Genomic DNA, 14,830 nt, shown 5'->3' with positions numbered 1-14,830 from the left:
TTAGGGATTTTCGCGGGCGGGTGCAGGTTTTTATCAAACGTCAGCAGGGCATGGAAACCATCGGCCAGCATCAGTTCCAGCAGTTCGCCATCCTTGGTGCCATTCCACTGTTTCTACCACACTGTATATACTTCATGGGTGTGAAAATCCGACTTCAGGCGCTTCGGTAGGTTTTCATCAAGCAGCAGCCGCATATAGTTGGGCTACATTGGCGGAGGTAAGCAATTTGGTTGCGGTTTCGAGCAGCGCAATGGCCTGCGCTTTGGAAACACTCGGAAAGTCATCCAGAAACTCGTCCAGCGAAACGCCCGCCTCCAAATGGTCAAACAGCGTTTCGATGGGCACGCGGGTACCGGCAAAAACGGGCTGACCGCCGAGGATTTCGGGGTCAATGGTGATGATGGCGTGAAGGTCCATTGGAGAATGTGCCAGAGCTGAAAGTGTCGGGAAGACTAAAAATACGAAACCCGCGCTTGGGGCACGGGTTTCGTGGCATGGAAGAATGGCTATTGCTTCATTTTAAGCTCTTGCACCATCCAGTTTCCATCTTGCTTAATTAGCCTCGACTCAGCGTCGAAATTGCCTTTTGCGCCAATAATTGTGAAGAATAATTCGGTGCTTCCATCATCATTAGACTTGTTGCGAAGTGAGTGAAGTGCGGAATTTTCGACAAACTGTACTTACATTTAGAACATGAACTTTTCCGTAAAAAACCTCACTACTTCGCGTAAATGGCGTGCTGCCACGGGACTCACGGCGGAGCGTTTTGCGCAGCTTTTGGCGCATTTTAAGCAGGCGTATTTTCGGTTGAATGGAACAGATATGATTGAACGTGGGGCTTTTGCGCCGTATGAAGTAGCCCTTAAAACAGAAGAAGAATTACTGCTTTTCACCCTATTCAGCTTCAAAGCAAACTTGACGTATGATTTGTTGGGATTGGTCAGTGGGATGGACGGTTCCAACGCGAAACGCAACCAGGAATTAGGCATTACGGTGCTCCAAGAAGCGCTGGAGCAAACCGGGCATGCGCCAAAGCGGGAATTTACGACAGTGGCCGAATTTGAAGCCTATTTTCAGGAACACGAGACGTTATTGGTCGATGGAACGGAGCAACGCAAGCAACGACCAGGAAATAAAGAGATGCAAAAAGACTACTATAGCGGTAAAAAAAAATGCACGCCGTAAAAGAGATAGTTATTTCAACGACCATTCGCTGGATTGGTTTTATCAGCCGTTGTTACGGCGGAAGACACCACGACTATAGTGTACTAAAAAGCATTTTACCAGTTGATAAAGAGTGGTTTAAAAAGTTCAAGGTGCGGTTGGACCTGGGGTTTTTGGGCTTCGCGAAAGACTACATTTGCCGGAAATTTTTTATTCCTATCAAAAAGCCGAAAGGGAAAGAACTCACCGATGAACAACGAGAAATAAATACAAAACAAGCAAGTGAACGAATTACCGTAGAGCATAGCATTGGCGGATTGAAACGTTATCGAATTTTGGAAGACCGATTACGTTTGCATAATTTGAACCTGTACAATGACGTGCTGGGAGTGTGTGCGGGCTTGTGGAATTTCAGCTTAAATCTTTGATTAATAGCTCGCAACAAGTCTATTATGCATTCTAATATTTCCGCCAATTAAAGGAGAATAATACTTTATTCTTCCAGTATTTGAAAGGATACTACTGTTTGTTTCACAGTATTGTTGGGTTGCTATAAATGCATCTGAATTGCCAAAAATGCCAAACCCTAAGAATGAAATTCCTATCCAGAAAAGGGTGATAAGAGTCCAGAATTGTAGTAAATGACTAAATAGGAAACCTATCCCAAAGAATGGGTTTTTCGTCATGCCGCTGATAACCATACTAATAGTGTGCCCTATTCTGGGGTAATGTCCTCTGGTTTTATAATAATGCAGGACCCAACCAAATATTCCGACAACTATCAGAATAGGTGCAATAACTAGTCCAACGGTGGAGTAGGGTTGTAAGCCTGATTCTTCACAAAAAAATGAAGCGTACCAGAAAAAGCAACCAAAAGCAATGAGCCACTTATGTTTCAAGAGCTTTACTATTAAATTCTCAATAGCAATGAAAAACCCTACGTCAGCTCAAACTGCAGGCGCAGCAGGTTCGCATACAGCCCGCCTTCGCGCTCGCTCAACTCCTCGTGGGTGCCGGCCTCTACGATTCGGCCACCGTCAATCACCAGGATTTTATCAACCTTCCGGATGGTGGAGAGGCGGTGGGCGATGATGAGGCTGGTGCGGTGCTCCATTAGCTCATCGAGGGCGCCCTGCACCAGCTTTTCGCTTTCGCTGTCGAGGGAGGAGGTGGCTTCGTCCAGGATGAGGATGGCAGGGTTTTTCAGGATGGCGCGGGCAATGGCCACGCGCTGGCGCTGCCCGCCCGAAAGCTTGATGCCGCGGTCGCCCACCACCGTATCGAGCGCCTCGGGGAAGGCTTGGATGAACTGCCAGGCGTTGGCCCGCTGGGCCGATTCAATGATTTCGGCATCACTCGCGCCGGGCTTGCCGTAGGCGATGTTCTCGCGGATGGTGCCACCGAAGAGCAGTGTTTCCTGCGGCACAATGCCGATGTGGCGGCGCAGGCTGGTGAGGTCGTAGTCCTGCACGTCGTGGCCGTCCACGATGATGCGGCCGCCGCTGAGCGGGTAAAACTGCATCAGCAGGCCCGCAATGGTGCTTTTGCCCGCGCCGCTGGGGCCTACGAGGGCAATTTTCTCGCCCGCCGCGATGTGGAAGTTGATGTCCTTGAGCACCGCGATATCGGGCCGGGTGGGGTAGCGGAAAGCTACGTGCTCGTAGCGAATATCGCCCTGAATGCGGGCCGGCACCAGCCCCCGGGCCGGCTCAATGTGGGTGGGCTCGGGCGTTTCATCCAGAATTTCGAGGATGCGCTCCGATGCGCCCAGCGTACTCTGCACCTTGCCGTACATCTCGCCCAGACCGGCGATGGACGCGCCGATGAAGGCTGTGTAAAGCAGAAACGTAAGTAGCTGGCTTACTTCAAGATGGTCAGGGCCGGGGTTGTACACCAGCGTGGCAGCGCGCCACAGAATGAGGATGATGCCGCCGGTGAGGCCAATGATGACGAACGACACGAAGCCACCCCGGAACAGATTGCTGCGCAGCGCCGCCGCCACCACGCGGTCGAGCGCCGAGCCGTAGCGCTGGGCCTCAAACTGCTCGTTGGTAAAGGCTTTCACCGAGTTGATGGCCTGCAGGGTTTCCTCCACAATGGTGTTGGTGGTGGCCAGCTCCTGCTGCGTATTGCGGGCCAGCGTGCGGATTTTGCGCCCAAACAGCCCCGCCGCCAGGATGATGGGCGGAAACGTGAGCAACATGAACAGCGAGAGCTTCACCGACACCACCATGATGGCCGTGATACCAATAACGAGCGTAAAAATCTGGCGGAACAGCTCGGCGAGCGTCAGCGAAAACGTGTCCTGAATCTGGCCTACATCGGAAGTAATGCGCGAGGTGATGGCGCCCACGCGGTTCTGCTCGAAGAAGGGGATGGGCAGCTGCACGAATTTGGCGTAGAGCGCTTTGCGGATGTCGCGCACCGTGAACTCGCTCACCTGCGTGAAGAACCAGATGCGCCCAAATGAGAAAAAGCCCTGAAATACGATAATCGCAAACAGCAGCATGGCAATCCGGTCGATGCCCAGCTCGATGCCATTGGGCAGGATAACGGGCTTGTGGTTGGCCGCGTCGATGAGCTTGCCGGCCAGAAACGGAAACGCCATGAAGGTGCTGCTGCTGAGCAGCAACATCATCAGGCCCACGGAGAACAGGCCCTTATAAGGCAGCACATAGCGGAAAATCCGCAGGCTGCGCTTGAGTGATTCCTTGTTTACTTTCGGTTTGGGCAAGTCGGCGGTTGCGTCGTTGCCGCTGGTGTTGAGTCCACTACGGGCCATCGGGTCTTATCTAATTCTGCTAATTATAACACGGCAATTTCGGTCGCCGGGCATGAGGCGCGGGTGAAGCGCCCCTTGAAAGTCACGCTAGAACGTCATGCCGAGCGCAGCCGAGGCATCTCGCGTGCCATCACTAATCAATAACGCTTTCACGATTGAATTACTTCCTCACGCGAGATGCCTCGGCTGCGCTCGGCATGACGTTTATTTACTTATTGACGTTTTCCGTGCACCGGCTGGCGCTTCACCTGCTCCACGTGCATCACGCCGGCCGCGCCGAAGGGCACGGGCAACTGCACCAGCACCGGCAGCGGGCGGCTGCGCCGCATGGCCGGCTGCCAGCCCGCCAGCAGGCTCACCACGCGCAGGGCTTCGGCGTCGCACTCGGGCGATAGCGACTGGGCTACTACGGGGTTGCTGGTGGTGCCATCCTCATTCACCGTGGCATTCACTAGCACTTTGCCGGTGATACCGGCGGCTTTAGCCGCAGCGGGGTAGTTGATGTGTTCGAGGAAAAACAGGCCCATGGCCTGCTCGCCGCCTGGGTACACCGGGGCGCGGTCGGGCCGGTTGGCGGCGGGGTTGCGCTGCACCTGCATGTTGCCGGGCTTCAATATGATGGTCTGGCCGGTGGCCGGCGCGGCGGGCGTTTGGGCGTGGGCGGTGAAGGTGGCCAGCAGCGCGAGGGGAACAAATAAAGTCTTCATGAGCGACGAAATGCAAAGACGGGGCCGGATGCGCGTGGGCGCGGCCCGCCGGTTGGGCGATAGACGAATCAACCCCCGGAATACCTCAACCCCGGATTACGCCGTCAGGTTCGCGGCTTGGGGTACGGTATCGCCAGGGCGCGAAATCAGCAGCAGGCCGATATACACCAGCGCGCCGTTCAGCAGCAGGATTTCGAAGCCGAACTTATAGCCATTCAGCCACTCCACGGAGTGCGACACGATGAGCAGTGTGAGCAGTACGGCCGTCGTGCAGGTAGGCAGCACCAGGCGGTCGCGCAGCTGCCGCCCGGTGAGAATGCCGAAGGCGAACAGGCCTAAAAGTGGCCCGTAGGTGAAGCCGGCGGCTTTATACACCGCATCAATCAGGCTCTGCTCATTGAGGACGCGGAAGATGAGGATGATGACGATGAGCACCACCGACCAGCCCAGGTGCGTGAGCTGGCGCAGGCGCGTCTGCCGGGCTTCGGGGTACTGCTGAATATTCAGAAAGTCGACGCAGAACGAGGTGGTGAGGGCCGTCAGGGCCGAATCGGCCGAGGCGTAGGTAACGGCAATGATGCCCAGGATGAAGATGATGCCCGCCGTGAGCGAGAACTGTGTGGTAGCCAGGAAAGGGAAAACCTTGTCGGTATCGAGGGTGCCTCTGAGGTTGAGGAGCTGGGGCAGCTCGGCCAGCTTGAGGCCGCGAGCGGCGGCGTATTGGTACATGAGCACGCCCAGCGTGAGGAACAGGATGTTGACTCCCACGATGACCGGCGTGAACCAGAACAGGTTCTTCTGGGCCTCGCCGAGGTTGCGGCAGCTCAGGTTTTTCTGCATTAGGTCTTGGTCGAGGCCGGTCATCACAATAGTGATGAACATGCCCGAGGCGAACTGCTTCCAGAAGAATTTATCGTCCCGAAAATCAGCGAAATAGACCTGCGACATGGAGCTTTCGCGCACCGACGTGACCAATTGCTTGAAGGAATAATTCAGCGCATCCGACATGAAGTAGATGCTCAGGGCCACGCAGCTCAGCATGGCCAGGGTCTGGAAGGTATCGGTCCAGAGAATGGTTTTCAGCCCGCCCTTGAAGGTGTAGAGGTAGATGAACAGGATGCTGACCACCACGGTCACGGCAAAAGGCACGCCCATCGCATCAAATACCGCTAATTGCAGCACGCCCGCCACCAGGTACAGCCGCAGGGCCGAGCCTAGTGAGCGCGAAATCAAAAAGTACAGCGCCCCCGTCTTATAGCTCCAGTAGCCAAAGCGCTGCTCCAGATACGAATAGATGCTCACCAGTCGCAGCCGGTAGTAGAGCGGCAGCAGCACCGTGCCGATAACGACGTAGCCCGCCACAAAGCCCAGGGCAACAGCTAGATAGCTCCAGCTTTTGCCATACACGTTGCCCGGCACTGAGATGAAGGTGACGCCCGACAGCGAGGTGCCAATCATGGCAAATGCCACCATGTACCACGGCGCGTTGCGGTTGGCCACGAAAAAGCTTTCGCTGGTGGCACCCCGCGACGTGAGCATGGCAATGACGATGAGGACGAGGAAGTAGCCCGCAACCAGGCTCAGAACTAAAGTTGGCGACATTCAGAAGGGTTGAGTGTTGAATGTTGAGGGTTGATTGAGCTTGCTAAATTCCTCTCAATCCGAAATCAGGGTCAAAGCTACCCCGCAACGAAGCATTCCTCATTCAACCCTCAACATTCAACCCTCAAAACTTCCCTATTCCCAGTCCGGCCAGCGCAGTACTTTGCCCACGGCGGGGGCGTGCAGCTCGCCGCGCAGCATGCCGCCGGCCGCCACTTCCCGTAGCTGGCGCAGGGGTTCGGAGGCCGGCTCGTCGGCTAGGGCGAAGGTGCCGTAGTGCATGGGCACGACGTGGCCGGCGCGCAGCACGTTGGCAGCTTTGGCGGCTTCGTGGGGGTTGACGTGGCTTTTGGCCATCATGTAAGCCGGCTTGTAGGCTCCGATGGGCATCAGGGCAATGTCAATGGGGCCGAAGCGGGCTTCGATTTGTTCGAAATGGTCGGCGTAAGACGTATCGCCGGCGAAATAGATGAGCCGGTCCTGTACCCGAATCATAAAGCTCCCCCAGAGCACGCGGTTCACGTCGGCCAGGCCCCGGCGGTGCCAGTGGGAGGCCGGCAGGTAGGTGATTTCGAGCGGCGCGGCCGGGCCCAGGTCGTACTGCTGCCACCAGCCAGCCTCCTGCACCGGCAGGCCCGGCACCATGCCGTGCAGTAGTGGGGCCATGCGCAGCGAGGAGAGCACCTGCATCTGCGGGTTCTGGGTCGCCAGCAGCTTAATGGATTTCTCGTCGAGATGGTCGCGGTGGCCGTGCGAGAGCAGCAGGTAGTCGATGCTGCGCATGGCCTCGGGCGGGCAGGGCAGGGCATGGCGCGGCCGCAGCCCAACCGACGAAAACAACATGGGGTCGAAGAGCAGCGACACGCCCGCCACCCGCAGCAGAAAGCATGAGTGCCCCAGCCACACCAGCATGTCCTCCGTCGAGGAGAACGCCGCCGCGCAGTCCACCACTTCCGGGGCCCAGGTGTCGCGCTTCTTTGCCTCTTTTTGGGGGTTGGTTGAGAGCTGCCACCTCAGCAGATTAGCAAAGCTGGGCTCAAACAATTCCTCGCCGTTGGCGAATTCGTTGCCAAACAGCTTGTTGCCGGGGTAGCCGGGCCGCACGGTGGGCAGGGCCTCGTTGCGGAGATAAGAAATGCGTTGGGCCATGAGGCGAGAATCGGAGAAGCTTGAGGAGCCAAAGAAACGGGTAGAAGGCCCAAGTGTTTTGTGGTGATAGTGGGACGGTAGCCCCGGCGGGGCGACATATCGGTAGTAAACGGCATAAACAGAACAACAAAGCCCCGGCGGGGCGACATTCGGTGAACGAGTGTCGCCCCGCCGGGGCTTTGTTATAATAGAACCAGATATTGCTACCGACCTGTGCCCCACCGGGGCTGTTTCGCTGCCGCCGCTACTTCGGCAGCGTGAGCAGGTAGCCAATCGTGAAGTTAGCGTCCCAGTCGAACACGAACTGCTGACACCCGGTGGCCTCAGCAATTGACTTATAGATGTTCAGGCCGGCTTTCGACTTGGCGTTGTCGAGTTGGTAGGCGCTGGGCGCGTCGAGCACGGTGTAGCGCTCCTTGCCTTTACGCACCTTTTTGGCCATCTCAAACGGTACCCCGCCGATGATGAAGCAGGTGGCCCGCAAATCGGCCGGAACCTGGGTGGCTTTCTGCTTTACTTCGGCCGCTACGGCAGCATCAGCGGTTCCTTTTTCGAAGTATTTGGCCCCGTAAGTTTCCACCGAGCGGGGCTGGTTGCCGTCAAGCCACGAAATCTTGGTGTTGCCCGAGCCGATGTCGGCCACGAAGGCGCGGTCGGAAAAAGAAGCCGGCAGCACCGAGCGCAGGCCCAGCACGCCTTCCTTCTCCGGCGTCACGGTGTTCACCACGTAGCCCAGGCCCTTCAGTACCTTCACGATTTTGCCCGTGCCTTCGGCCTTTAGCGCGCCCGAGCTCACCACGAAATGAATGTCGCGTCCGCCCACGCCGAAGTCCAGCATCTGGGCAATGTAGGCCTTAAGCCCCCGGCGAATGTCATCGTCGGTGGCCATGTTTTCCATTACCAGGCTGTTGCCAAAATCGGCTTTCTCCAGCTTCCAGGTGCGGTTCTGGTCGATGCGGACGATGAAGGAGTTGAAGCCGCTGGCCCCCAGTTCCACCACGCCCTTCAGTTTGCCATCAACGGGCGCGGGGGCTTCGTAAGCAAAGGCCGGGCGAGTGCCGGTGCCCGTAGCAGACGTTTCGGAAGAGCCCGCAGGGGCATTCGAGCGGCTGGTGGTATCGGCAACGGGGTCGATGGCCGAGCGGCCCGATTGGGCCAGCTCCGGATTGGTGGCCGTGAAGCGGCGAATGCCGAAGTACAGGCCGATGAGGATGATGGCCGCGATAATGGCCTTGCTGGCGAAGGTGAGCCGCATGGTGAGGGCAGTTAAGGTGATGAAAAGGGGGAGAGTCTGGGGTGGTTTTATCGAGGCAATGTTACGCGGCGGGAATTTGGAAGCAGCGCAAAGCAGGGTTGTCATTCCGCCGCAGGAGGAATCTGATATTATTCGTCCAATGGGTGTACTCAGATTCCTCCTGCGGCGGAATGACAACCGCTAATCCAGCAGCTTGCCATAAGCGTCATCAGTGGCCTGTCGGGTGGTGGCGGCGCTCATGGGTACGGGCGGCTCATTGTTCATAATGGCGCTGAACTCGCCCTTCTGGTACTGGTCGAGCAGGTGCTGGCCCTTCTCGCTCATCACCCCGTTTTGGATGTCCATCTCCTTCACGAACTCCTGCGAGTAGCGCATGGCCTGCTTAATCTGACCCAGCTGCTGGGCCATGTCCTCGGCCACGCGGTCGGTGGCCAGGTCGAAGAAGTACTTCTTGTCGGGGTCGCCGCGCAGGATGTTCATGGCGGCGCGCATGCCCGAGCTGGTGCGTTTCACCAGGGCGTACTCATCCTTCAAGAGGTTGACTTTGAATTTGGAGTTGTCAATCTGGCGCAGGGCAGCTTTCAGAATCTGGCGCATTACCAGGCTCACGTTGGCCGTGGTGGTGGCCATGGGCTGCAGGCGGCGGTTGTAGTCCTCCAACTGGGCGGCACGACTGGCGTAGGAATCGGCCGAGTCTTTTTCGCCCTGGCGCTGGGCCGAGGCGGCCAGAGCCAGGTACTCTTTCATCTGAACGGTATTGGTCATTATCTTGCGCTTCACCAGCTCGTTGGCCCCTTCAATGTGGCCCACTTCGGCGTCCATGTTGCGGGCTTCCTTCTCGGTGTTCGAGATGTAGTCCTCCATGATGCCGATGGGGTTGGTGTTGACGAAAATGCTGGCTGCCGTCCGGAAAATACGCTGCCCCATGTACCATAGCCCGGTCTGAATCCGCTTGTTCGTCGCCAGCAGAAACAGCACGAACAGCACGCCCAGCCCAACCCCCAGCTTCACGGTATCAAAAACGATGTCAATCAGAAAAGGCAGGATTTTGCCCCAGTAATAAATGCCGGCCCCCACCAGCGCGGCCATGAAGACCCAAGCGGCAGCTTTCTCAGGTTTTTGCCAGGAGGGCAGGCCATCGGCCGGCGAGGGCGGGCCCAGTAACGGAGTGTTCATCAGCAGAAAAAAGAAAGAGATGGAAATTTTCGCCTAAGCTTTCGCTTGTCCATACATACGCATCGTTGGTAAGTATAAGCGGAAGCTTGTGCAACGAGACTACTTTGCGCCGTTCAGAAACGTTTCAGCAGCCTTGTGGTGGGTCTGCAATTCTGCCATCGCGGCCGCATTGGCCAGCTCGTAGGAGGCCAGCGCGCTCTGGGTTTTCTGGCGCTCCTCGCCCAGCTGCTGCTGCGTTTGCAGCAGCTGTTGCTGCTTGGCCTGCAGCTGGCGGGTGAGCTCGGCCAGGTCTTCGGCCAGCTTTTTTTCCTGCACCATGAGCAGCGCCACCGGGCCCGGTGCGGCCCCCGGGGCTGCGCCTTCTCCCATCTTTTCGCGGTGGCGGGCCAGCACTTTTGCGCGGTCATCAGCCAGGGTTTGCTCAAACTGGGTGGCCGAGGCCAGCAGCGCCGGCACGGTGCCGCCATTCACGGCCGAGAAGGCGTTGAAGGCCGTTTGGTAGAGCATGGGGCCATTCAGGCCGGCGGCGGCCATACTCTTTACCATTTTCATGTAGGCGGCGAAGTCCTTGCCATCGCCGGATAGCAGGCCGGTGATGTGGTCGAGGTGGCGCTGCTCAGCCTGGCCGGGAGCCGGGGCGGCAGGGGGCGTTGTATTGGACGTAGCGGGAGCAGCTGCCGGCGGGGCAGCGGCCCCGTACTGCGGGGTGGGCGGAGTCGGTGCGCCTGCCTCGGGCTCAATAAAAAAGTCCTTGGCAGCGTGGGCGAGCTTATCGAAAATTGCCATGACGAAACGGAAAAGGGAATGATGGAAAGGGCCGGGCTGATGCGCTGGTACCGCCGGAACGGCATAAAAACGGCCACCAACCGTCCAAAGGTAAAGATATTAGCCAATCAGCCGCCCGTGACCACCGCGCAGCAAAAAGCCCCGGCGACCCGGGCCGCGCTACGCGACTCCGGCCCGCCGGGGCTTTTTCCTTATTGGTTGGGCTTAGTTGGAGGCCTGGCTGGCCAGCCACGCTTCGCGGAGGACTTTTTGTGCAGGCAAATACACCATTTTGTCCACCGATTCTGCGGGTTTCACCTGCACGTTGGGGTCTTCAGACAGGATGAGCTGGGTGGTGCGCTCCACGCCGCCCCGGGTTTTCACCTTCACAAATACCACGTCGCTGGGCGAGTGCTTGTGCAGCACGCCGTCGAGGTCGCTGGAACTCTTAATGGTCTGGCCATCAAGCACCATTAGCTGGTCGCCCCGGTCAATGCCGGCCTTGTACAGGCCCGAGCCAATCTGGGTATTGTAGGCCACCAGGCAGCGGCCTTCTTCGTCAAACTCTACCTGGCTGGGCAGGGCCGCGCCCAGGGCGCGGGTCGGAATCACGGCTAGGCCAGCCACCAGCAGGTTCTCGCTGAAGCGTGGCTGCTCGCGGCCGTACACGTACTGCCGGAAGAAGCGGTCGGCAAACACGGTGTCCTTGCTCACCTCGCCCAGCACGCGCTGCAGGTCGCGGGTCGTGTAGGGGTTGGTGGGGGCGTAGCCCGCCTGCTTTTTACCGTACTGCTGCCACATGGCCTGCATAAACTTGTCGAGCGAGGAGCGGTGGTGCTGGCGCAGCTGCAAATCGAGCACCAGCGCAATGCCCGCGCCCTGGTCGTAATACGACAAGTTGGTGTTTACCAGGTTCATCGGGGCGCCGGTGCCGGCCCCATCGGTGTAGGCGGCTTGGCGGCTCATGTCGATGGCCGAGGCGTAGCGGGCACCGGGGCTGTTCTGGCGCAGGTTCACCCAGCGGCTGATGTCGTCGTAAAACTCCTCGTCCTCAATCAGCTTGGCGCGGCGCAGGGCCAGGCGGCCGTAGTACTGCGTGAAGCCTTCGGCAAACCAGAGGTTGTCACTCATGTTTACACGCTGGAAATCAAAGGGCTCCAGGTCTTTTGGGCGTAGGCGCTCCACGTTCCAGGCGTGGAAGAACTCGTGGGCCACGGTACCCAGGTTTTTGGTCGCGTCCTCGTCCTTCAGCGTGCGGGGGCTGGTTACGGAAGTGGAGTTGCGGTGTTCCATGCCGTCGCCGGAAGCCTGGCTCAGGTAGTCGGCCACGAAGGTGTAGCGGGCAAAGTCAAACGTGGGCAGCTCGCCAAAAATGGCCTTCTCCTCCTTCACCACCTTCTGGATTTTCTTGGCATAGGCATCAATTTCCGATACCGGACCCATATACAGCGTCGCCAGCTCAATGGTCTGGTCGCCCTCCTGCCACGACAGCACCTGCTGGGCACCCAACGACACCGGGCTATCCATCATGTACTGCATGTTGGGGGCGGTGTACACGGCCTTATCACTGCCCTGGCGCAGCTGCGAGGCCACTTTCCAGGTAGCGGGCAGGTCAAACTTGATTTCGGTGGCGCGGCCTTCCAGGCCGGTGGCGTAACATAGGGCCGCCGGTAGGTTGAGGTGGGCGTGCTGCTGGTCGATGCCCACGTTGGTACCATCCGTCTGGTCGCCGTACAGCGTGTAGCTGAAAATCACGGTGCCGTCGGCGGCGGGCATCACGTCCCAGCCGTAGGGGTCGGGGCGATTCAGCGGCAGGGGATGGTTGCTGCCATCGGTAGCCACCACGTAATACACGTTTTTGGCAAAATCATGAATCGAATAGCGGCCGGGCGAGCTGCGGGCCATGCGTACGTGCAGCGGTCCGCCGCCGGGCAGCCCCGAAAACGTCGCCGTCACCTTCGCCTCGTGGTGCACCGCGTTGGGAAACGCCATGGTGTAGCGCACGGCCGGGCCCGTATCGGCCTTGGCCTGAACCGGGGCGGGGGGCGCCGCCACGATGGGGGCCGCCGCCGGGGCCACTGGCGCAGCACTTACCGGGGCGGGCTTGGGGGCCGCAGGTTTGGCAGGTACTGGTTTGGCGGGTGCTGGTTTAAGAAGAACAGCTTTGGCTGGCGCGGGCTTGGCTAAGGCGGGCTTAGCTACGGCCGGAGCGGCCTTGGCCGGCACAGGTTTTACCTGCGCCAGCACCGGAAAAGCGCCCAGCCCTAAAGAAAATAAAATAGCGGTTGTGGCGGTGTGTTTCATGGGCAGAAATAATAAGGAAACAAGTAATGCAATAGAAAGTCGCGAACGATGTGGAATACAAAGTTGCAGAAAATTTACAATAAAATAAGGGTATTCATTGCAAAAAACGGTCTCGGTAATGATAAAGTCATGTTTCAACTATGTGAAACAGTGTTAGTAAATATCAAGGTTGGGCCGTAGCCGGGTTTTCCCTAAAAACCAGGGCTTCTATCGCTCCGCCAAAAAAAAGCTGCGGGTGTCCGGCCACTAGCCCCAACCGGCCTAGGGCCGTGCGCAGGTCGGGCATCTCCTGAGCGCGCAGCCCGGTCGTGAGCCAGAAAAACGTGTACATCGATTGGAGCAGCCAGTGCCGCCAGCCGCGCCGCGCCGGCCGGAAGTCTGCCACCAGCCACGGGGCTCCGGGGCCTTGGGCAGCGCGCAGTTGCGCCACGGCCGCCTCAAGGTCGGCCAGGGGCACGCAGTCCAGCACGAAAAAGGTGATGATGGCCCCAAACCGCTCGGCCGGTTGCAGGGCCGCCTGGGTGCCGTGCCGGAACTCAACCCGGCCCACCGCCTGCGGATGCTCGCGCACCAGCCGGGCGCGGGCGCGGGCCAGCATCCGGGGCGATGCTTCCAGGTACAGCACCGTGGCCGCCGGTGCCCGCCGCAGTACTTCGCCCAGTACCCAGCCCGTGCCCCCGCCCAATATGAGAACGTGCGGAGCCCCACCCGGCAGGCCGCGCAGGGCCGCCCGCTGGGCCGCCTGCTGCGAAGTCCCGAACACCAGAGCGGCCAGCGCATCATAAAACCAGGCGGCCCGGTCGAAGCCAACCAACTTTTCGGGGGCAATGAGGGCTGAAAAAGGGGCTGTGGGGGGTGAAGCCATCCGAAAATAACAGGTGCAGGAAAATAAATTAGGCCGGCAAGTAACTGAAAAACAATTGCCGGTGCTGTTTAGCACTCCTGCCAAAAGGAAAAAAACGGCCTATATGTTGCGTGGCGGCAAATCGGCACTGTATCTTTGCAGCATCAAAAGGCCACCATCCTTCTAGGATGAGCGGTTTTTTAGCCCAGCTTGCGCTTGTGGCGAAATTGGTAGACGCGCTGTCTTCAGGCGGCAGTTCCGCAAGGTGTGGGAGTTCGAGTCTCCCCGAGCGCACGTGTTAAAAAGCCAGCCCCACCGGGCTGGCTTTTTTATTTCCCGTATCTGGAAGCAGCTGCCGGCTTTTCTGTTATCAGCCTTTTTGCCCGCTATGAATCGGTTGACCTCCCGCTTGCTGGCCCTGGTTGGCTTGCTCACCGTCGAAGTGCTGTTTGGCCTAGTGCTGTTCATCGTGGCATTCGCGGTGTTCTTTTACCTGGCGCGGGTGGTGTTCGTGCATCATTCGGTGGCGCTCGACAACTGGGCTTCGGGCATCGTGGATGGCTGGCGGCTAGCCCACCCGGGCCTGACCGGGCCGGTGCGGATGGTCACGTTTTTCGCGGCGCTGCCGTTTCTGCTGCCGGCCAGCATTATCGCGCCGCTGCTCATCCGCCGGGCCGGCCACCCGCGCGGGGCCTTGGAAATGCTGCTGGCCATGGCCGGCAGCGTGCTGCTCAACCAGCTGCTTAAGCTATACTTCAACCGCCCCCGCCCTTCCAATGCCCTGCTGCACACATTCGGTCTGAGCTTCCCCAGCGGCCACGCCATGCTGGGCTTCACGTTCTACGGGTGCCTGGCGTGGCTGCTGGCACGGCATTTCAAGCGGCCGGGGTGGGTGGTCCCGCTGCTGCTGTGGGCGGGGCTCATTGGTCTCACGCGGGTGTATCTGCACGCGCACTACGCCACCGATGTGCTGGCGGGCTTCGCGGGCGGCGTGGCGTGGCTGGTGGCTTTCCGGGTCGGCCTAAAGCTGTTCTGGCGCGAGGAAGCGGCGGTGATGCAGCAGGAAAGAGCATCGTCCTGAT

Annotated in this window: 13 protein-coding genes and 1 tRNA gene; 4 read left to right on the top strand and 10 right to left on the bottom strand. The window is 58.8% G+C overall.

Annotated features, from left to right (window positions below):
• Window positions 1–177: 177 nt before the first annotated feature.
• Window positions 178–417, bottom strand: coding sequence for a DUF433 domain-containing protein (locus tag KQ661_RS16335; protein ID WP_216689298.1), 240 nt, complete (start codon window positions 415–417; stop codon window positions 178–180).
• A 276-nt stretch (window positions 418–693) separates the two neighbouring features.
• Here KQ661_RS16335 and KQ661_RS16330 point away from each other — a divergent pair, with 276 nt between their 5' ends.
• Window positions 694–1,185 carry a transposase family protein gene (locus KQ661_RS16330; protein WP_216680531.1) on the top strand — a complete coding sequence of 164 codons (492 nt, stop codon included), beginning with the start codon at window positions 694–696 and terminating at the stop codon, window positions 1,183–1,185.
• Window positions 1,173–1,592 carry a transposase family protein gene (locus KQ661_RS16325; RefSeq protein ID WP_216726484.1) on the top strand — a complete coding sequence of 140 codons (420 nt, stop codon included), beginning with the start codon at window positions 1,173–1,175 and terminating at the stop codon, window positions 1,590–1,592. The genes KQ661_RS16330 and KQ661_RS16325 overlap by 13 nt, the downstream gene beginning before the upstream one ends.
• A gap of 509 nt (window positions 1,593–2,101) precedes the next feature.
• Here the strand turns inward: KQ661_RS16325 and KQ661_RS16320 are convergent.
• The 9 genes from KQ661_RS16320 to KQ661_RS16280 all read right to left on the bottom strand — a co-directional run bounded on the left by KQ661_RS16320 (window position 2,102) and on the right by KQ661_RS16280 (window position 13,769).
• Window positions 2,102–3,946 carry an ABC transporter ATP-binding protein gene (locus KQ661_RS16320; RefSeq protein WP_216726482.1) on the bottom strand — a complete coding sequence of 615 codons (1,845 nt, stop codon included), beginning with the start codon at window positions 3,944–3,946 and terminating at the stop codon, window positions 2,102–2,104.
• Between the two features lie 212 nt (window positions 3,947–4,158).
• Window positions 4,159–4,653: an energy transducer TonB gene (locus KQ661_RS16315; protein ID WP_216726481.1), complete on the bottom strand. Its 495-nt coding sequence runs from the start codon at window positions 4,651–4,653 to the stop codon at window positions 4,159–4,161.
• Between the two features lie 96 nt (window positions 4,654–4,749).
• Window positions 4,750–6,255, bottom strand: coding sequence for a sodium:solute symporter (locus KQ661_RS16310; RefSeq protein WP_216727509.1), 1,506 nt, complete (start codon window positions 6,253–6,255; stop codon window positions 4,750–4,752).
• A gap of 135 nt (window positions 6,256–6,390) precedes the next feature.
• Window positions 6,391–7,404 (bottom strand): MBL fold metallo-hydrolase, encoded by a 1,014-nt coding sequence (locus tag KQ661_RS16305; protein ID WP_216727508.1) that lies wholly within the window; start codon window positions 7,402–7,404, stop codon window positions 6,391–6,393.
• A 244-nt stretch (window positions 7,405–7,648) separates the two neighbouring features.
• Window positions 7,649–8,659: a hypothetical protein gene (locus KQ661_RS16300; protein WP_216689292.1), complete on the bottom strand. Its 1,011-nt coding sequence runs from the start codon at window positions 8,657–8,659 to the stop codon at window positions 7,649–7,651.
• A 180-nt stretch (window positions 8,660–8,839) separates the two neighbouring features.
• Window positions 8,840–9,835 (bottom strand): hypothetical protein, encoded by a 996-nt coding sequence (locus KQ661_RS16295; RefSeq protein ID WP_216727507.1) that lies wholly within the window; start codon window positions 9,833–9,835, stop codon window positions 8,840–8,842.
• 99 nt (window positions 9,836–9,934) lie between these two features.
• A complete protein-coding gene (locus tag KQ661_RS16290) occupies window positions 9,935–10,621 on the bottom strand; it encodes a hypothetical protein (RefSeq protein ID WP_216727506.1) in 687 nt (228 codons plus the stop codon).
• Window positions 10,622–10,825: 204 nt separating this feature from the next.
• Window positions 10,826–12,904 (bottom strand): M61 family metallopeptidase, encoded by a 2,079-nt coding sequence (locus KQ661_RS16285; RefSeq protein WP_216727505.1) that lies wholly within the window; start codon window positions 12,902–12,904, stop codon window positions 10,826–10,828.
• A gap of 163 nt (window positions 12,905–13,067) precedes the next feature.
• Window positions 13,068–13,769, bottom strand: coding sequence for a class I SAM-dependent methyltransferase (locus KQ661_RS16280; RefSeq protein WP_216689288.1), 702 nt, complete (start codon window positions 13,767–13,769; stop codon window positions 13,068–13,070).
• A gap of 191 nt (window positions 13,770–13,960) precedes the next feature.
• Here KQ661_RS16280 and KQ661_RS16275 point away from each other — a divergent pair.
• Both KQ661_RS16275 and KQ661_RS16270 read left to right on the top strand, forming a co-directional pair.
• Window positions 13,961–14,042: transfer RNA gene (locus KQ661_RS16275), tRNA-Leu, on the top strand.
• Window positions 14,043–14,136: 94 nt separating this feature from the next.
• Window positions 14,137–14,829: a phosphatase PAP2 family protein gene (locus KQ661_RS16270; RefSeq protein ID WP_216689287.1), complete on the top strand. Its 693-nt coding sequence runs from the start codon at window positions 14,137–14,139 to the stop codon at window positions 14,827–14,829.
• Window position 14,830: the final 1 nt, after the last annotated feature.

This window comes from Hymenobacter siberiensis (assembly GCF_018967845.1).
GTDB classification, from domain to species: domain Bacteria; phylum Bacteroidota; class Bacteroidia; order Cytophagales; family Hymenobacteraceae; genus Hymenobacter; species Hymenobacter siberiensis.
This window is presented reverse-complemented; position numbering and strand designations above follow the sequence as displayed.